This is a genomic window from Actinomyces sp. (assembly GCF_030524025.1).
Taxonomy (GTDB): domain Bacteria; phylum Actinomycetota; class Actinomycetes; order Actinomycetales; family Actinomycetaceae; genus Actinomyces.
Map to the genome: position 1 here is coordinate 69,882 of NZ_JAUNHI010000001.1, position 18,556 is coordinate 88,437.

Annotated in this window: 15 protein-coding genes and 1 pseudogene; 11 read left to right on the plus strand and 5 right to left on the minus strand. The window is 73.9% G+C overall.

The features are described 5' to 3' along the window. Nucleotides 1-105 precede the first annotated feature (105 nt). Nucleotides 106-1,092, minus strand: a complete 987-nt coding sequence (locus Q4C85_RS00325) for an LCP family protein (protein WP_303138377.1) — start codon at nucleotides 1,090-1,092, stop codon at nucleotides 106-108. Nucleotides 1,093-1,717: 625 nt separating this feature from the next. Then, nucleotides 1,718-2,983: an LCP family protein gene (locus Q4C85_RS00330; RefSeq protein WP_303138380.1), complete on the minus strand. Its 1,266-nt coding sequence runs from the start codon at nucleotides 2,981-2,983 to the stop codon at nucleotides 1,718-1,720. A gap of 314 nt (nucleotides 2,984-3,297) precedes the next feature. Here Q4C85_RS00330 and Q4C85_RS00335 point away from each other — a divergent pair, with 314 nt between their 5' ends. Further along, nucleotides 3,298-4,134, plus strand: a complete 837-nt coding sequence (locus Q4C85_RS00335) for a glycosyltransferase family 2 protein (protein WP_303138381.1) — start codon at nucleotides 3,298-3,300, stop codon at nucleotides 4,132-4,134. Between the two features lie 10 nt (nucleotides 4,135-4,144). Here the strand turns inward: Q4C85_RS00335 and Q4C85_RS00340 are convergent, their stop codons facing one another. Beyond that, nucleotides 4,145-4,498 (minus strand): DUF2304 domain-containing protein, encoded by a 354-nt coding sequence (locus Q4C85_RS00340; RefSeq protein ID WP_303138383.1) that lies wholly within the window; start codon nucleotides 4,496-4,498, stop codon nucleotides 4,145-4,147. A gap of 13 nt (nucleotides 4,499-4,511) precedes the next feature. Next, a complete protein-coding gene (locus Q4C85_RS00345; protein ID WP_303138385.1) occupies nucleotides 4,512-5,219 on the minus strand; it encodes a glycosyltransferase family 2 protein in 708 nt (235 codons plus the stop codon). A gap of 94 nt (nucleotides 5,220-5,313) precedes the next feature. On the opposite strand from Q4C85_RS00345, the gene Q4C85_RS00350 reads away from it, so the two are divergent. From Q4C85_RS00350 to Q4C85_RS00365, 4 genes are read left to right on the plus strand one after another with little or no spacing between them, the layout of a single operon-like run. Next, a complete protein-coding gene (locus Q4C85_RS00350) occupies nucleotides 5,314-5,937 on the plus strand; it encodes an acyltransferase (protein ID WP_303138388.1) in 624 nt (207 codons plus the stop codon). Next, nucleotides 5,937-7,058 (plus strand): DegT/DnrJ/EryC1/StrS aminotransferase family protein, encoded by a 1,122-nt coding sequence (locus Q4C85_RS00355; protein WP_303138391.1) that lies wholly within the window; start codon nucleotides 5,937-5,939, stop codon nucleotides 7,056-7,058. Before Q4C85_RS00350 ends, Q4C85_RS00355 begins: the two co-directional genes overlap by 1 nt. 1 nt (nucleotide 7,059) lies before the next feature. After that, nucleotides 7,060-8,049, plus strand: coding sequence for a Gfo/Idh/MocA family protein (locus Q4C85_RS00360; protein WP_303138393.1), 990 nt, complete (start codon nucleotides 7,060-7,062; stop codon nucleotides 8,047-8,049). Continuing rightward, nucleotides 8,046-9,362, plus strand: a complete 1,317-nt coding sequence (locus Q4C85_RS00365) for a glycosyltransferase (protein WP_303138396.1) — start codon at nucleotides 8,046-8,048, stop codon at nucleotides 9,360-9,362. Before Q4C85_RS00360 ends, Q4C85_RS00365 begins: the two co-directional genes overlap by 4 nt. Nucleotides 9,363-9,429: 67 nt before the next feature. Here Q4C85_RS00365 and wecB read toward each other — a convergent pair whose 3' ends face one another. Further along, on the minus strand, nucleotides 9,430-10,512 hold the full coding sequence (gene wecB / locus Q4C85_RS00370; RefSeq protein WP_303138399.1) for a non-hydrolyzing UDP-N-acetylglucosamine 2-epimerase: 1,083 nt from the start codon (nucleotides 10,510-10,512) through the stop codon (nucleotides 9,430-9,432). Nucleotides 10,513-10,707: 195 nt separating this feature from the next. Between wecB and Q4C85_RS00375 the strand changes: the two are divergent. The 6 genes and pseudogenes from Q4C85_RS00375 to Q4C85_RS00400 all read left to right on the plus strand — a co-directional run. Then, nucleotides 10,708-11,261: pseudogene (locus tag Q4C85_RS00375) on the plus strand (transposase); the annotation flags it as partial. Nucleotides 11,262-11,513: 252 nt separating this feature from the next. Next, nucleotides 11,514-13,343: an ABC transporter ATP-binding protein gene (locus tag Q4C85_RS00380; RefSeq protein ID WP_303138401.1), complete on the plus strand. Its 1,830-nt coding sequence runs from the start codon at nucleotides 11,514-11,516 to the stop codon at nucleotides 13,341-13,343. After that, nucleotides 13,340-14,794, plus strand: a complete 1,455-nt coding sequence (locus Q4C85_RS00385) for a glycosyltransferase (protein WP_303138402.1) — start codon at nucleotides 13,340-13,342, stop codon at nucleotides 14,792-14,794. The genes Q4C85_RS00380 and Q4C85_RS00385 overlap by 4 nt, the downstream gene beginning before the upstream one ends. Then, nucleotides 14,791-16,074 carry a glycosyltransferase gene (locus tag Q4C85_RS00390; RefSeq protein WP_303138404.1) on the plus strand — a complete coding sequence of 428 codons (1,284 nt, stop codon included), beginning with the start codon at nucleotides 14,791-14,793 and terminating at the stop codon, nucleotides 16,072-16,074. Before Q4C85_RS00385 ends, Q4C85_RS00390 begins: the two co-directional genes overlap by 4 nt. Continuing rightward, on the plus strand, nucleotides 16,071-17,273 hold the full coding sequence (locus Q4C85_RS00395) for a glycosyltransferase family 4 protein (protein ID WP_303138406.1): 1,203 nt from the start codon (nucleotides 16,071-16,073) through the stop codon (nucleotides 17,271-17,273). Before Q4C85_RS00390 ends, Q4C85_RS00395 begins: the two co-directional genes overlap by 4 nt. Then, complete coding sequence (locus Q4C85_RS00400; protein ID WP_303138408.1) at nucleotides 17,270-18,544, plus strand: glycosyltransferase; 1,275 nt, start codon at nucleotides 17,270-17,272, stop codon at nucleotides 18,542-18,544. Before Q4C85_RS00395 ends, Q4C85_RS00400 begins: the two co-directional genes overlap by 4 nt. Nucleotides 18,545-18,556 lie beyond the last annotated feature (12 nt).

The following is an 18,556-nucleotide window of genomic DNA, read 5'->3' on the forward strand; positions in this document are numbered from 1 at the left end:
CGCCGGGGGGGGCCCCCCCCCCCCCCCGCCCCCCGCGGGGGGGGGGGGGGGGGGGGCCCCGCCCCCCCCCGCCGGGGGGGGGGCCACGGCCGGCACCCACGCGCCTCAGCCGGAGGTCTGGTTGAAGTCGGCCTCGGTCAGCGAGCCCTCGCTCAGCTTGGTGAAGAAGTCCGGCGCGGTCGTGTCGACCAGGAGCACCGCGGCACCGATCCCGCCGGGCTCGTAGTCGAGGGACTCGATGGGGGGCGCCCCCGAGAGCCCCGCGCCGGAGGCGGAGCGGAAGGCGAGGACCATCTGGCCCAGGTCGATCATCGTGGCGTCCTCATCGACCGTGAGCACCTGGGTCCCCGCCTCGACGAGGGCGTTCTGGCGCCACGGGTTGATCAGGGTGGCAGGCGAGACCGCCTTGGAGACGACGGCGGAGATGACCGTGCGCTGGCGCAGGCCGCGACCGATGTCCCCGGTCGGGTCGGACTTGCGCATGCGGGCATAGGCCAGGGCCTTCGTGCCGTCGACGTCCTGGCAGGTGCCCTGGGAGGTGTCCCACACCAGGCCGGAGTCGGCGTCATCGACGTCGTAGTCCAGGCACACGTTGATCCCGCCGACCGCGTCGACCATCTGGGCGACCCCGCCCATACCGACCTCGACGTAGTGGTCCATGGTCAGCCCGGACAAGGCCTCCACCGTGCGCACGAGCAGCTGAGGGCCGCCGTAGGAGTAGGCGGAGTTGATCTTCTCGTCCCCGTAGTCGGGGATTTCAACATAGGTGTCCCGGGGGATCGAGGTCAGCGACGCCTGCCCGTTCTCCGCCTTGTGGAGCAGCATGATCGTGTCGGCGCGCGCGCCCTCAGTGCCGTCGGCCACGGCACCGTCCGACCGGGAGTCCGAGCCGACGATGAGCCATGTCTCGCCCGGGGTGTCGGCGGCCCCCGACAGGGCGTCGACCCGCTGAAGGTTGGAGTTGACGTCGTGGTAGAGCCACAGCAGCCGTCCACCGACCAGGACGAGCAGGAGCACGAGTACCGCCGCGACCCAGCGCAGGGGGCGGCGCTTCTTGCGCGGGGAGGGCGCGTTCGGCTCGGTGCCCGGCATGAGGGGTGGGGCGCCTCCGGCCCGGCCGGGGCCCGACTGCCGGGGCGCCTGGCCGGGGGCGCCGGAGGCGCGGGCCGCCCCGGCCGGCATGACGCTCGTGGCCTCGGGGCGCCGGGTGGGCGAGCCGCCCAGTGGGACGGCGCTGGAGCCCGGGCGGGCACGGCTGCGGCCCGACCGGGAGACGGCGGGCTGCTCGGAGGGCCGGGAGGCCTCGCGACCGGCCTGCCCGGCCGGACGCGGCTGTCTCTGCCCGGCCGGACGCGGGGGGCCCGAGGACGAACGTGCCGGGGCCCCGGAGCCGCGTCCGTGCACCGAGCGGCGCTCGACCGGCCGGCTCCCGCCGGGTCCGGGGGCGCCGCCGGAGACCGGTCGGTCTCCGCGCTGCGCGGGACCCGCTGACGACGTTGCCCGGCCCGCTGAGGGTGCCTGCCGACCCGGCTGCGCTGGCCGTGGGGCGCCGCCCTCCTCGGCGCGGGTCTTGTCGGGCCGGGGCGCCCCGGGCCGGCGGCCCCCGGCGCCCGGGGGGCGTCCTGCCCGGCCCCGGGAGCCCGGAGTGATGGAGGGCGGCAGATCGTCGTCAGCAGGTGTCACAGTGGGCTGCGTCTCCTTCCGGTGACCTCGCGGGTCAGCGGCACTGAGCCGCGGGGTTGCTCGTCGTCGCGGCGGCCGAGGGGGCGGTGGTCGTGGCCTGCTCCTCGGTCGTCGGCGCCTCTTGGGTGGTGGTGGCGCTGTCGGCGGTGGCCGCGGGGTCCTGGGCGGCAGCGCTCGAGGTCGAGCCATCAGCCGAGACTGTCACGCTCTCCTCCGGCACGGGCGTGTCCTCGCGCAGCGCCGTCCACACCGCGTCGGCCGCGGCGGACGGAACGACGCGGTTGGCGTCCCACGACGCCGGCTCATTGGGCATCGTGATGAAGTTGACGTTCTCCATGCCGATCGCCTGGACCGACTGCGCCAGCCCGGTGAGGGTCGACAGAGACAGGGTGTCGGAGACCGTCAGCGCGGCCAGGGTCGAGCGCAGGAAGCTGTAGAGCTCGCCCGCGTTGGTCAGCAGGTTCTTGGACTGGGCGGTGCGGAGCATCGCGCTCATGAGGTTCTGCTGACGGGCGATGCGGGAGATGTCCGACCCGTCCCCCACGCCGTGGCGCACCCGCGAGTACTGCAGGGCCATCGTGCCGTCCATCGTGTGGCAGCCGGCCTCGAGGACCAGGCCCGTGTAGTCGGTGTCGTCGATGTCCTCACTGACGTAGACCGGCACCCCGCCCAGCGAGTTGACCATGGTCGACAGCCCGTTGAAGTCGACGACCATCCACTCGTCGATGCGCACCTGGGTCAGCGCCTCGACGGTCTTGATCGTGCAGGCCACCCCCGCCCCGACGGCCACGGCGTCCGAGCCGGTGCCCGCGCCGTTGGCGAAGGCCGCGTTGAACTGGGTGTCGTCCATCGCCGGCTCGGTCTGCCCGTCGGCGGTCGTGCACTCGGGGATCGACACGAGCGTGTCGCGGGGGATGGACACGACGTCGATCCGGGAGCGGTCGGCGGACATGTGCAGGACCATGGCCGTGTCCGACCGGGCCACCGCCACATCCTCCGAGCCCTCGGAGTTGTCGACGTTGTTGGCTCCCGAGCGGGTGTCCGAGCCCAGGATGAGGATGTTGACCGCCTGACCCTCGTAGTTGTCGGTGGCCGGCTCGGCGCGCGTGGGCCGGTCGGAGCCGAGCAAGGCGTCGACGTCGAGGCGGTTGAGCTGCGAGATGAGGTCGTGGTAGGCGAATCCCGCGCTGGAGACGACGAAGAGCACGACGGCGAAGCATGTCAGCAGGACGTTCCTGGCGACATGGCGCGTGAGGTCCTTGGCGGAGTGCCGCGCGTGCTTGGTGGGGTAGGTGGGCACGATGAGGATCATATGGAACCGGTGGCCCTGCGTCCGTGTCGTGCCTCATGGTGGCGGCGGTGATTTACTCCCACCGCTGTGGGGTGTCTCACGCCGTTATATCGCTGTGATAATGCTGTGGGGCGACCCGCACCTCCCGCGCCGTCGGCCCGGGGTGGAGACGGGCCTGTCAGATGGCGCGGATGCCTCGGAGGCGCTCCGGTAGGCTCCGACGCATGAGGCACTCCACGCCAGAACCGGTTCGCGATGACTCGGGCCGCTCCGGACGCTCCGAGGACTCGGCCGGCACGACGCCCCGGCGCGACCCTGAGACGGTGAGGGTTGTCACAGTGGCGTACAACCCGGGTGAGGAGCTCGACCGCTTCCTCGCCTCGCTCGGCGAGGCGACCACCCGGCCCGTGACCACTGTCATCGCCGACAACGGCGAGGAGCACGCCGAGGTCGAGCGCCTCGCCGCCCGCCACGGAGCCCGCGTCGTCGGCGACGGCGTCAACCGCGGCTACGGCGGCGGTGCCAACCTGGCGGCCCAGGACCTCCAGGAGGACTGGCTCGTCGTGGCCAACCCGGACCTCGTCTGGCGTCCGGGCAGCCTCGACCTGCTCATCGACACCGGCCAGGACCACCCGCGCGCGGGCTGCCTGGGTCCCCGGCTGCTCAACCCCGACGGCACGATCTACCCGTCGGGACGGGCGCTGCCCTCCCTCGTCGGCGGGGCGGGGCACGCTGTGCTGGGGCGGGTCTGGCCCGCCAACCCCTTCACGAGCGCCTACCACGGCCGCGACGACGGCGGCGTGCGCGAGGTCGGTTGGCTGTCCGGGGCCTGCCTGCTCGTGCCCGCCGCGGTGTGGCGCGCCCTGGGCGGCTTCGACGACTCCTACTTCATGTTCTTCGAGGACGTCGACCTGGGGGCCAGGGTCAGCCGCGCCGGCTGGCTCAACCTCCAGGTCACCGAGGCCGAGGTCGTCCACGAGCAGGGCGCGAGCTGGAAGGCCCGCCCCGAGCGGATGATCCGCGCCCACCACGACTCGGCGCGCCGTTACATCAACCGCACCCACCCCGCCGCCTGGCAGGCACCGCTGCGCTGGTCGGTGGGGGCCGGGCTCCGGCTGCGCGAGGAGCTCGAGGTGCGCGCCTCACGACGCGGGTCCTGAGCCGCCGGGCTCAGGACCCGCGGGGCGGCTCGGGGGCGTCGTCCAGCGCGATGCGGCGCGCCAGGCGGGTGATCTTGCGCTCCTGGGCGGCCTGCCTGCGGAAGGAGGACAGGAGCTGGACGAGGAAGGCCGCGACGAGGGCGTACAGCAGAAGGTCGGCGCCGCGCCCCACCCCGACCCAGTGGGCCACCGTGGTCGTCAGGGAGGGCATCGCCACGGCGATGATGGCGAACAGGACGAAGGTCAGCGTCACCAGGCGCCTGCCGGCCTGGTGGCGCGCGCCCCCCGGGGAGCGCAGCATCATCCAGCCGACCGCGGCGATGACGGTGATGAGGACGGTCTGGATGACGATCTGAGAGCTCATAGCGCTTGCCCCTTCAGGAGAACAGCAGGTCGACGAGGATGTTGACCGAGTTCCACAAGGACTGGCCCTTGGCCTTGGAGTACTCGGTGTAGGCGATGCTCACCGGCATCTCGCGCCAGGGCAGGCCGGTGGCGCCGAGCTGGCGGACGATCTCCGAGGCGTGCGCCATCCGGTTCTGACGCAGCTCGAGGGCCCCGGCCGCGTCGCGGCGCAGGAGGCGCAGGCCGTTGTGCGCGTCGGTCAGCCGCATCCCGGTGGTTCGGGAGGCGACCACCGCGGCGGTCTTGAGCACGAGCCGCTTGAGCCAGCCCACGGGGGAGGGGCCCTCGAGGAACCGGGAGCCGAGCACGATCGCCAGGTCCTCCCGGCGCGCGGTGGCCACCATGGCCGCGGCGTCGGCCACCGAGTGCTGGCCGTCTGCGTCGAAGGTGACGAGGTAGGGGTCCTCGGTGCGCTCGAGCACGTAGGTGATGCCCGTCTGCAGCGCGGCGCCCTGGCCGAGGTTGATGGGGTGGCGCACGACGACGGCGCCCGCGGCGGCGGCCTCGGCGGCAGAGTCGTCGTCCGAGCCGTCGTCGACGGCGACGACGAGCGGGAAGACCCTCCTGGCCTCCTCGATGACGCCGCGCACGACCTGCGCCTCGTTGTAGAGGGGAACGACGAGCCAGGCGTCGGTCACCCGCTCCTCGCCAGGGGAAGGAGAACCGTCTGTGGTAGCCACGCGTGCATTCTCGCACGCGGTGCGGCTTAGGATGGGGCAAGGTGCGCGCTCGTGCGGCGCCCCTCCACCCCTCCGCCACGACGAAGGAGCACCGATGGAGCCAGCAGGACCGCCCCGTGTCGCGCCGAGCGCGGACGTCTCCGACCAAGCCGTCATCGGCGACGGCGGCTCGATCTGGCACCTGGCCCAGGTGCGCGAGCACGCCGTCCTGGGCCAGGGCTGCGTCGTGGGGCGCGGGGCCTACATCGGTGAGGGCGTGCGCATGGGACGCCACTGCAAGGTGCAGAACTACGCCCTGGTCTACGAGCCCGCCGTCCTGGGCGACGGCGTGTTCATCGGCCCGGCAGTCACCCTGACCAACGACCACTTCCCCCGGGCGGTCAACCCCGACGGGACCCTCAAGTCGGCCGAGGACTGGGAGCCGGTGGGGGTCACTATCGAGGAGGGCGCCTCGATCGGAGCGCGCGCGGTGTGCGTGGCCCCGGTGAGGATCGGCGCCTGGGCGACGGTGGCCGCGGGCGCCGTCGTGACCCGCGACGTCCCTGCCCATGCCCTGGTCGCGGGCGTCCCCGCCCGCCGCGTGGGCTGGGTGGGGCGCGCCGGCCACCCGCTCCAGCCGGCCGAGCCGTCCCCGCAGGGGGCCCCGCGGTGGACCTGCCCGGTCACCGGTACCGTCTACGAAGAGTCCGACAACACGATCCGAGAGGTCAGCCACTGATGTCACGCGAGTTCATCCCCGCAGCCAAGCCGATCATCGGTGCCGAGGAGCGCGCCGCCGTCGACGCCGTCATCGCCTCGGGCATGGTGGTCCAGGGTCCGCAGGTGGCGGCCTTCGAGGAGGAGTTCTCCGCGCAGGTCGTCCCCGGCGCGCTGAGCGTGGCCGTCAACTCCGGCACCTCCGCCCAGCACCTGGCCACGCTGGCCTCCCGGCTGCCCGAGGGCGCCGAGGTCATCGTGCCCTCCTTCACCTTCGCTGCCACCGGCAACTCGGTGGCCGCGGCCGGGGCGACCCCGGTCTTCGCCGACATCGACCCGGTCACCTTCACCCTCGACCCCGCCTCAGTCGAGGCGTCCGTCACCGAGCGGACCGCGGCCATCGAGGTCGTCCACCTCTACGGGCTGCCGGCCGATATGCCCGAGATCCTGGCGATCGCCGAGCGTCACGACCTGCTCGTCTTCGAGGACTGCGCCCAGGCGCACGGGGCCGCCATCGGCTCAACGCCCGTGGGCGCCTTCGGCGCCTGGGGCTCCTTCTCCTTCTACCCCACCAAGAACATGACCTCCCTTGAGGGGGGCATGGTCACCACCGCCGACCCCGAGCTGGCCCACCGGGTGCGCCTCCTGCGCAACCAGGGCATGGAGGCCCAGTACGCCAACGAGCTCGTCGGCTTCAACAACCGCATGACCGACGTGGCCGCCGCCGTCGGCCGTGTCCAGCTGACGCGCCTGGCCGCCTGGACCGAGCAGCGCCAGGCCAACGCGGCCGCCCTCGACGCCGGCCTGGGCCAGGTCCCCGGGGTCGTCACCCCCCACGTGCCCGAGGGCTACACCCACGTCTACCACCAGTACACGATCCGCCTCGAGGGGGCCACCGGCGCCGAGCGCGACGCGGTCCAGGCCGCACTGCGCGAGGAGTGGCAGGTCGGCTCCGGGGTCTACTACCCCATCCCCAACCACCGTCTGGAGTCCCTGGCCCCCTACGCCCCCGGCCTGGAGCTGCCCGGCACGGAGCAGGCCGCCCGGGAGTGCCTGTCCCTGCCCGTCCACCCCTCGCTGAGCCCGGCCGACCTCGACCGCGTCGTCGAGGCCGTGGCCGCCACCGTCAAGGCGGGTGCCTGAGATGAGCGGGAATCTGCGCGTCGGCCTCATCGGCCTGGGCTCGATGGGCCGTCACCACGCCCGTGTCATCCGCGCCACCGAGGGCTTCGAGCTCGTCGCCGTGGCCGATCCCGGCGGCGACCGCTTCGGGGTCGCCGGCGACCTGCCGGTCCTCGGGGACGTCCACGCCCTCATCGAGGCCGGTATCGACGCCGCGATGGTGGCCGTGCCCACCGTCTACCACGAGGACGTCGCCCTGGCCCTGGCCGAGGCCGGGGTGCCGACGATGGTTGAGAAGCCCATCGCCGACTCCGCCGCGGCCGGCCGCCGCGTCGCCGGCGCCTTCGCCGAGCGCGGCCTGGTGGGCGCGGTCGGCTACGTCGAGCGCTGCAACCCCGCCCTGCGGGCGCTGCGTGAACGCCTCGACGCCGGCGAGCTCGGGCAGGTCTACCAGGTCCTCACCCGTCGTCAGGGCCCCTTCCCGGCGCGCATCAGCGACGTCGGGGTGGTCAAGGACCTGGCGACCCACGACATCGACCTGACCGCCTGGGTTGCCGGCTCGCCCTACCGCTCGATCAGCGCCCAGGTGACGCACCGCTCGGGCAGGGACAACGAGGACATGGTCGTGGCCACCGGCCTCCTGGCCAACGGCGTCATCGTCAACCACACCGTCAACTGGCTCACCCCCTTCAAGGAGCGGGTCACCATCGTCACCGGTGAGAAGGGGGCCTTCGTCGCCGACACCCTGACCGGCGACCTGACCTTCCACGCCAACGGCACGGTGGCCTCCACCTGGGACCAGATCGCCAACTTCCGGGGGGTCTCGGAGGGCGACGTCGTCCGCTACGCCATCCCCAAGCGCGAGCCCCTGGCCCTGGAGCAGGAGAACTTCCGCGACGCCCTGCGCGGCGACGCCTCACGGATCGTCACAATGGCCGAGGGGGTGGCCACGCTCGAGGTCATCGACGCCATCCTGGCCTCGGCCGCCGACGGGCAGACGGTCACGCTGTGAAGCGCCGGGCGGTTCTGGCGCCCGCGGGGGGCCTCGTGCGCGGCGCCGCCGGGCGTCGCGCCGGGGCCGGGCTGGGAGCCATCGCGGTGGGTGCCGCCGTCGTGGGCGCCGCGGTCGCGATCCACCGGGGGCACGGCCGGACGGGGCGCGGCATCGTCATCGCCTCGCGTCTGTACGCCCCCGAGCCGGCTGCGGCGGCACTGCGCCTGCGCTCCCTGGCCCGCTCGCTGGCGCGGCGCGGGGAGCCGGTGACGGTGCTGACCTCGGTGCCGCCGGGGGACCAGGCGCCGACCGACCCCGGGGTGGCGGTCCGCTCGGCCCCCGCCCTGCGCGACGACAACGGCTACATCCGCGGCTACGCCGCCTACCTCAGCTTCGACCTGCCGCTGGCGGCCCGTCTCCTGGCGGCGCCCCGTCCCCGTCTTGTCGTCGCCGAGCCGCCGCCGACCACCGGCGCGGTCGTGCGAGCCGTGTGCGTCCTGCGCGGCCTGCCCTACGCCTACTACGCCGCCGACGTGTGGTCCGACGCCGCGGGCTCGACGGGGGCGCCCGGCTGGGTCGTCGGCGCGCTGCGCGTCGTGGAGTCGGCGGTGGTGGGCGGCGCGCTGCGCGTGCTCGCCGTCAGCCAGGGGGTGGGGGAGCGGGTCACCGAGCTGGGGGCGCACCGGGTGACGGTGGTGCCCAACGGCATCGACACCGAGACCTTCACGAGCACCGGTCCGCTCGCCCCCGCCGCCCCCCGGGCCCCGTACTTCCTCTACGCCGGGACCGCTTCGGAGTGGCAGGGGGCCGGCGTCTTCATCGAGGCGCTGCGCCTGGTCCACGCCGAGCGCCCCGACGTCGAGCTCGTCTACCTCGGCCAGGGCAGCGACTGGGAGCACCTGCGTGAGCTGGCCGGGGACGACCCGCGGATCACGCTGCATGGCACCGTGCCCGCCGAGCAGGCCGCCGCCTGGCAGCGGGGCGCCGTGGGATCGGTGGTCTCCATCCGCCCCGGGCTGGGCTACGACTTCGCCTACCCCACCAAGATCTTCGCCGCCCTGGCCTGCGGGACGCCCGTGGTCTACGCCGGTCCCGGCCCCGCCCGGGCTGACATCCCGGCCGCCGGTCTGGGGCGGGCCTGCGACCTCGATGCCGCCGAGGTGGCCGACGCGATGCGGGCCGTCCTGGCCGATCACGAGGCGGCCCGGGCCGCGGGGCCCGCGGCGCTGGGAGCCGCGCGGGACAGGCTGCGGGCCTGGGTCCTGGCCGAGCGCTCCATGGGGGCCGCCACCGACCGTGCGGCCGGCGTGCTCCTGGAGGACCTGGGCTGAGGGGCTCGTTCGGCCGCGTTGCTACCGTGACCGTGGCCCGACGGCGGCCCGCGACGGTGCGCCGAGGTCAGTTGCGGGCGTGCTCGGCCAGGACCCGGGCGACGCGTTCGGCGGCGTGGCCGTCGCCGTAGGGATGCGCTAGAGCCTCCGGGGGCTCGGCGGGACGGGGGCGTGAGGCCGCGGCCACAAGATCGGGGCCGGGCTCGACGAGCACGTTCCAGCCCAGCTCGACGGTCTCGACCCACTCGGTCTGCGGGCGCACCGTCGTGCACGGGACTCGCAGGAGGAAGGCCTCCTTCTGCAGCCCGCCGGAGTCGGTGACCACGCCCCGTGCTCCCAGCGCCGCCGCGATAAGCCCCGGGTAGGGCAGGGGCGGGTGGACACGCAGCGAGCCGCGGTCGCTCAGGGCGATCCCGTGCTCGGAGCACTTCGAGACAAGACGGGGGTGGGCCAGGAGCACGACCGGGTGGTCGACCTCGGCCAGGGAGTCGAGCACCTCGACCAGGCGGTCGGCGTCGTCGGTGTTCTCAGCGCGGTGGATGGTGGCCAGGGAGTAGGCGCCAGGCCCCAGCCCGAGGTCGGCGGTCACCGGTGAGGGGCTGCCGGCCACCGAGTCGCGCGCCGAGAGCAGCACATCGGTCATCACGTCGCCGACCACCACGGTGCGTTCTGACAGCCCCTCGTCGGCCAGGTGAGCCGCGGCCACGGCGGTGGGGGCGAGCAGGAGGTCGGCGGCATGGTCGGTCAGGACCCGGTTGATCTCCTCGGGCATCGCACGGTTGAACGAGCGCAGGCCCGCCTCGAGGTGGGCCACCGGCACGTGTAGCTTGACCGCGGAGACGGCGCCGGCCAGCGTCGAGTTGGTGTCCCCGTAGACGAGCACCCAGTCTGCCTGCTGCTGGGTGAGAACCTCGTCCATCGCGGCGAGCATCGCCCCGGTCTGGACCCCGTGGCTGCCCGAGCCCACACCCATGTGGACCTGGGGGGCGGCGATGCCCAGGTCGGCGAAGAAGACCTCCGAGAGCATCGGGTCGTAGTGCTGGCCGGTGTGGACGATGACGTGCTCGACACCGGCGGCCCGCAGGGCCGCGTCGACAGGGGCCAGCTTGACGAACTGCGGACGGGCGCCGACGACGGACAGAACACGCATGCCCGCAGCCTACCGAGATCGGGACATATGACACCTCGAGATCGGGACAAAGGGTACAACCGGGTGGGAGGCGCCCAGCGCCTCCCACCCGGTTGTACCGACAGAGCTCAGTGAGGACCAGCCCGCGGGTGCCGCGGGTGCGGCGGTGGCGCGCTTGCGGCGGCGCACGGCTGACACGATCCCGGTCGTGCCCAGGCCTACAGCACCGACGGGGAGCCACGCCAGACAGCGGACGTGGCAGAGCTGACCGACCTGCTCGATCTGGACGGGTGGCCGGCCGGGATGAGAGTGATCGCGCGCCGAGAAGGACCGCACCCCGGCGCCCAGCTCAGGTTCGACGACGTCGATGGCTACCGGCTGACCGCCTTCGCGAGCAGCACCAGGACTGGCCAGCTGGTCGACCTAGAGGTGCGCCACCGTCAGCACGCCAGGTGCCAGGGGACCGTATCCGGTGCGCCAAGGACACCGGACTGAGCGCCTTGCCCCTCCAAGGCTTCGACCCCAACCGTATCTGGTGCCTGGTGGTGGCCCTGGCCTGTGACAACCTGGCCTGGGCGCAGATGCTCGCGCTGCACGGGCGCCCCGCCCGCAGGTGGGAGCCCACAACCGTGCGTCACCGCTTGCTGACCGTCGCGGCCGTGATCGTCCGCCACGCCCGCCGGACCGCCATCCGCTACAAGGCCTGCCAGCCCTTCGCCGGCCTCCTGACCCATGCGATCAGCAACCTGCGGGCACTGCCGGCCCCATAGCAGCAGCAGGCCCCACCCACCCACGAGCCACAGGGAAGGAACCCACCGGCAAGGACAGCCCGGCCACCGCGACGACACGCGGCAACCCGCCACACCCACGTGCCACAATCAGCCCCATCCCAACAAGGCCGAACCCCCACAAGCCAACCCAACCCACCCACGAAACATCAAGGCTAAGGTCTGACTGCGGTGTCGCGCATGCGGCGGTGCGCGACCACCGAGCTCGGGTGCGTGCACCGATATACTCGCCGGGTGAGTCTGCTGCTGCGCACCGTGCGATCCCTGCTGCGGGTGCTGCCCGACGGCAGCTCGCGGTTCATCCTGACCTTCGCCGGCCTCTTCTCCGCACTGTCGCTGCTCGACGTCGCCGCGCTGGGCCTGCTGGCCCTGCTCATGACCCCGCTGATGACAGGCGCCTCGATCACCGTGCCCGTGCTGGGCGCCAGGATCGACGCCGGAGGGGGGATGACGGCGCTGCTGGCCGTCGTGTGCCTGCTCATCATCTCCAAGGACCTCCTGGCGATCTTCATCCAGCGGGTCTCGACCCGCCGTTTCGCCGACTTCGAGCAGAACCTGGGCGCCCAGCTCCTCGACTCCTTTTTCTACGCCCCCTGGTCCGAGCGCCTGCGCCGACACTCCACCGACCTCGTGCGCTCCACCGACGTCGGCGTTGCCTCGACGGTCTCGGGCGTCCTCATCCCCTTCACCCAGCTCGCCGGGGAGGTGTGCACCTTCATCGCGGTCATGGCGGTCCTCATCGTCGCCCGGCCCGTCATGGCCGTCGTGACGGTCCTGTACTTCGTCCTGGTCGCCGCCGTCATGTACCTGTGGGTCCTGCGCCGCGCCGTGGCGGCCGGGCGGGACAACCGCACCTACTCGGTCAAGGCGGTGCGTCTGGTCTCCGAGATGGTCCACTCCCTCAAGGAGATCACCCTGAGGGACAAGGCCGGCGAGCTCGAGGCCGTCGTCCTGGCCGAGCGGCGCCGCGCCTCAGTGGCTCGCGCCGACCAGTCCTTCCTGGGGGCGGTGCCCCGGTACATGCTCGAGATCGCGCTGGTCGGCGGGCTCGTCCTGGCTGGGGGGATCGGCTACGCCCAGGGCGGGATGAACGAGGCGCTGTCCTCCCTGGCGCTGTTCGGCGTGTGCGGGTTCCGGGTCGTGCCCTCGATCACCCGCTTCCAGACGATCATGGGGCAGACCGGCGCCAACATCCCCCACGCCGAGCGGGTCCTGGCCGAGATCGAGGACGGCCGCGTCAACCGCGCCCAGCACGCCGAGGTCGCCGCCGGCGCGCACCTGCCCGACGACGCCTGCGCCCTGGTCCTCGACGAGGTCAGTTTCACCTACCCCGGCGCCGAGCGCCCCGCCGTCGACTCGGTGAGCCTGGCCGTGCCGTTCGGCACCTCGCTGGCCCTCGTCGGGGCCTCCGGCTCGGGCAAGTCGACCCTGGTCGACCTCATCCTCGGTCTGCTCGAGCCCACTGGCGGCCAGCTGCGCATCGACGACACCGACCTGCGCCAGGTGCTGCGGTCATGGCGCTCCCGGGTGGGCTACGTGCCCCAGGAGGTCTCGCTGTTCGACTCGACGGTCGCCCACAACGTCGCCCTGTCGTGGGACACGAGCACGATCGACGTCGAGCGGGTGCGCCGCGCCCTGCGCCGCGCCCAGCTGCTCGACATCATCGAGGAGCGCCCCGAGGGCATCTGGGAGCCAGTGGGGGAGTCCGGCATGAAGCTCTCCGGCGGGCAGCGCCAGCGCCTGGGCATCGCCCGCGCCCTGTACGCCGAGCCCCTCGTGCTCATCATGGACGAGGCGACCTCGGCGCTCGACACGGCCACCGAGGCGGCCGTCACCCGGGCGGTCAGCGAGCTGAGCGGCGAGGTCACGGTCATCGTCGTGGCCCACCGCCTGGCCACGATCCGCCACTCCGACCAAGTGTGCTTCATGCGCGAGGCTCGTCTGGAGGCGTCCGGCACCTTCGACGAAGTCGTCGCCGCCGCCCCCGACTTCGCCCAGCAGGCGGCGCTGGCGGGGCTCCTGGACGGCGCCGAGCCCGTCCACCCCACTGAGGAGGGCTCATGACGACACCGACCCTTCCGCGCTCCCGGGGCCGCGGGCCCCGCGTGGCCATGCTCGTCTACAACGACGCGCACAACGACACGCGCGTCCTTAAGGAGGCGGCCTCCCTGCGGTCGGCCGGTGCGACGGTGCGCATCTTCGCGGTGGCGCGCCCCCGCGCCGGCTACGGGCCGGGCGTGGAGGAGATCGACGAGGGCCTCGACATCGCCCGCCTCCGCGAGTTCAGCCTGGCCGGGGTGGCCGCACCGCTGCGACGGGGCGGGCCCAGCCCCCTGCCCTCCTCCGCCCAGGACGCGCACGAGCCCCAGGACCACGGGCCCCAGGACGGAGCGCCTGACCACGCCTCCCAGGCGGACCCGACCCCCGACACGTCCCCCGACCAGCACCCCGTCCCGCCCGAGGAGCCCGCCCGGGGGCCGGCGCCCCAGCGGCGCCTTGCCGCCGCCGGGGCGGTGCTGGGCCGGGTCGGCGCCGACGTGGCCATGCGCGCCTACAGGACGGTGTCGCTGTCCGCCTACTGGCTGCGGGCCGCCCGCGCCGTCCTGGCCTGGCGCCCCGACGTCGTCCACGCCAACGACGCCAACACCCTGGCCCCGGCGCTGTGGGTCGTCGACCGCTGCGGCGCCCGGCTCGTCTACGACTCCCACGAGCTGTGGCGCCACCGCAACGTGCGCCCCGACCGCCCGGTGGCCCCCCGCGTCGAGGCGGCCATCGAGACCCGCGGCATCGAGCGGGCCGACGCCGTCGTGACCGTCTCGCCCTCGATCGTCGAGTGGCTCGATGAGCACTACCATCTGTCGGCGCCACCGGTGCTCGTGCGCAACATCCCGGTCGCCGGCCCGCCCCCTGACCCCGCCCGCGGACGCCTGCGCGCGCTGGCCGGCCTGGCGCCCGAGGCCCGCGTCATCGCCTACGGCGGGCGCCTGACGACCTCGCGCGGTCTGGAGGAGACCATCGCCGCCCTGGCCGAGCTGCCCGACGACGTCCACCTCGTCATGCTCGGCTACGGCGAGCCGGACTACCTGGCCGCCCTGGAGGAGGCGGCCCGGCGCGCGGGGGTTGCCGACCGGGTCCACCGGGTGGGGCCCGTGGCCCCCCACGAGGTGGCCGAGTCGCTGGCCGACGCCGACCTGTCGGTGGTTCATGTCCGCCCCACCTGCCTGTCCTACCGTTTCGCCCTGCCCAACAAGCTCTTCGAGTCCATCCGTGCGGGCCTGCCCGTGGCCGCGGCCGACCTGCCCGACATCCGGGCCGTCGTCGAGGGACTGGGGGTCGGGGAGGTCTTCGACGGTGAGGACCCCGGCGCGCTGGCCGCGACCATCTCGACGATCCTGGACGACCCCGGGCGCTACCGGGCCGCCGCCCGCGCGGCAGCCCCGTCGCTGACCTGGGAGAACGAGGCCGAGGCGCTGCTCGGCGCCTACCGTCAGGCCCTCATGGGAGGACGCGCATGACAGCGAGTACCAGCCCCGGTACCAGCACCGGCCCCGCCGCGCCGGACCGTGCCCCCGGGACCGGCCGCCGCCCGCGGCTGCTCATCATCTCCTTGTCGCCGATCACCTCCGACGCCCGGGTCCTCAAGCAGGTGCGCCTGTTCACCCCCACCCACGAGGTGACCACCTGCGGCTACGGGGAGGCGCCTGCGGGCGTGGCCCGCCACGTGCGTATCCCCGACGGGCTCGTGTCCTGGCGCCTGGACCGCTCGGCCCTCATCGCCCGACGCTTCGAGCAGGCACAGGCCGGCCAGGAGGTCGTCGCATGGTGCCGCCGCCACCTCGTACCCGGCTCGTGGGACGTCGTCCTGGCCGACGACGCCGAGACCGTCCCCCTGGCCCTGTGGCTGCGGCCGCCCGGCGGCGTCCACGCCGACCTCCACGAGTACGCCCCCCGGCAGAAGGAGGGGGTCGCCCGCTGGAGGCTCTTCGTGGCTCCCTACGTGCGCTGGCTGTGCCGTACCTACGTCACCCGCGCCGACTCGGTGACCACCGTGGCCCGCGGCCTGGCCGATGCCTACGCCCGCGAGTACGGGCTGGCCGCGGAGGTCGTCACGAACGCCACTCCCTACCGCGCCGCGGAGCCCACCCCCGTCCAGACCGGTGCGGGCCGCCCGCTGCGCCTGGTCCACTCCGGGGCGGCCCTGCCCGACCGCCACCTCGAGATCATGGTCGAGGCCATGGGGCTGACGAACCGGGAGGCCACCCTCGACCTCTACCTCACCCGCAACGACCCGGCCGTCATCGAGGCCTTGCGCGAGCAGGCGGCCGGCCTGGCTCCCGGCCGGGTGCGCGTCATGGACCCCGTCCCCTACGCCGAGCTCGTCGAGACCCTGGCCCGTTACGACGTCGGGGTCTTCTCCATCCCCCCGGTGTCCTTCAACTACCGCCACACCCTGCCCAACAAGCTCTTCGACTTCGTCCAGGCCCGGCTGGCGGTCGTCGTCTCACCGAGCCCCGAGATGGCCCGCGTCGTCACCGAGCACCACCTGGGCGCCGTCACCGAGGACTTCACCGCCGCCTCCCTGGCCCGCACGATCGACGCTCTGAGTGACGCGGATGTGGCCGCAGGCAAGGCCGCCTCCCACCGGGCGGCGCGACCGCTGAGCGCCGAGGAGCAGGTCGGCCCCTGGTGGCGGGCGGTGCGCGCCCTGGACGAGCGGGCTGCGGCCCTCGACCCTGCCCTGCGCCTGCCCACCACCGCACAGGGGCCAGACACCGATGAGGAGGGCGCCTCATGAGGATCACCGCCGTCACCACCTGGTACCCCACGAGGAGGGCCCCGGCCCGGGGCAGCTTCGTCGTGCGCGACCTGGCGGCCATCGCCACGGTCCACGAGGTGCGGGTCGTCCACCTCGTCCCACCGGGGGACGACGACGGCACGCGGAGGCTGCGGCACGAGGGCGTCGAGGTGCTGCGCATCCCCATGCGCCCGGCCGACCCCCGGTCGGTGGCGCGCGCTGCCCGGGCCCTGGGCCCGGCGCTCCGTGGTGCCCAGCTCGTCCACTCCATGGCCTTCTCCTCCCTGGAGCCCTTGGCCCTGCGCCGGCCCGAGGCCCCTTGGGTCCACACCGAGCACTGGTCGGCCCTGACCACCCCCGGGACCCTGCCGAGGGCGGCCCGCCTCGCCCTGCCGGCCATCTCCCGCCTGCTGGCCCTGCCCGACGTGGCCACCGCCGTGTGCGAGTTCCTGGCCGCCCCGGTGCGTGCCGTGCGCGGACGGCGCCCCACCGAGGTGGTGCCCTGCATCGTCGAGCCCTACGAGCCCGCGGAGCGCCGCGACCGGGCCGACGGCGCCCTGCGGATGGTCGGGGTCGGCGGCCTCATCGAGCGCAAGGACCCGATGCTCGCCCTCGACACCGTGGCGGCGCTCGTGTCGCGCGGCGTCGACGCCCACCTGACCTGGGTGGGGGAGGGTCCGCTGCGCGAGCAGGTCGAGGCCCGTGCGGCCGCCCCCGACCTGGCCGGGCGCATCACCCTGACCGGCTCCCTGGACACCGCCGGGGTCCGAAACGCCCTGGCCGGGGCCGACCTCTTCCTGGGGCCGACCCGCGCCGACAACTTCTTCGTCTCCGCCGCCGAGGCCGTCATCGCAGGCCGGCCCTGCGTCGTGGGCTCCACCGGCGGCCAGGGCGAGTACCTCACCGAGCGCAGCGGCCGCCTCGTCGACTCCCGGGCCCCCGAGGACTGGGCGCAGGCGGTGGTCGAGCTCGACACCGCCACCCGGGCCGCCAGCGCCCGCTCCATCGCCGCGACGATCGGCGACGCCTTCTCCACACCGGTGGTCGCCGCTGGCTACAACCGCGCCTACCGCGAGGCCCTCGCCCCACGCACCGGCCCCTGGGCGCCGGACCGGGAGCCCGGGGTCGCAGGGGACCCGGCCGACGGCGGCGCCGAGCCCGCCGCCGGGACCGGCACCGAGGGGAGGGCGCGGCCGTGAGCGCGCTGCCGCCGCAGGCCACGGCCCCGCAGGACCGCCCGGCCGGGCCGTCGACCACCGCGCGCACCGACCTGGGCCGCCCGGAGCCCGGTGGCGCCGTGGTCGACGTCGTCATCGCCTGCCACAACCCCGCCCGTCCCGTGGGCCGCGCCGTCGCCTCCGTGCTCGAGGGCAACCCGCAGGCCTGCGTGACGGTCGTGTGCCACAACCGCCGCGCCGAGGAGATTGCGCAGGTCATCGACCCCGTCCACCGCGGCCGCGTGCGCTACCTCGAGCACCGCGACCCCCGCCCCTCGGCCTCGGGTCCTTTCAACGCGGGCATCCGGGCGGCCCGCACACCGTGGGTGTCGATCATGGGCTCCGACGACTCCCTGGCTCCCGGCGCGGTCGCCTCCTGGCTGCGCCTGGCCCGCGCCACCGGGGCCGAGTTCATCGTCCCCCGCCTGGCCCTGGGCACCCCTCGCACGATCGTGCCGACCCCCGCCGCGCGCCCCACCCGCCTGCTCGGGCCCACCCTGGCCGGTCTGGGTCCACGTCGCAGCGCGGTGCCCCGGCCGCTGGTCCTGCGTCTGGCGCTCATCGGCCGCGGCCTGTCCACCGCCTCCCTGGTCGCCGACCGCCTGTCCTACCGCTCGGCGCCCCTGGGCCTCATGAGCGTGGCGATGCTGGCCCGTGAGGACCTGTGGCTCGTCGAGGGGGCCACCGTGGGCGGCGACGTCGCCATGGTCACCCGCATGTTCGCCACCGTCCCCACCGCCTATGACGCCCGCGGCCCGGTCTACCTTATCGGGGAGGACGCCTCGGACCGGGTCACCTACGTCGTGCGGCCGATCGCCGAGCAGCTCGGCTTCCTCGACGAGCTGCTCGACCAGGACTGGGCCCGTGCCCTGGACCTGCGCTCACGGCGCGCCGTGGCCGCCAAGATGGCTCGCATCCACCTGTTCGGCGCCGTCCACTACCGGCCCGATGCCTCGACCTGGACCCCGCAGGAGCGTGCCGACCTGGCGGCGTGCGCCGCCCACCTCGAGGCCTTCGCCCCCGGTTACGCCACGGTGCTGTCGGTGGCCGAGACCGCGCTGCTGCGGGCCTGCCTCGACCCGCAGGTGCCGGCGAGCGAGCTGATCTCCCGCAGTGCCGCCCGGCGCCGCCACGGCCGGCCCTCCACGCTGCTGACCGGCAGCCCGCTGACTATCCTGTCCCGTGAGGCTCCCCTGCGCCTCATGGGGGCCTCGGTGCTCACCAAGATGGTGCCCGCCGACAGCCGATCCTGAACCACGGGAGGA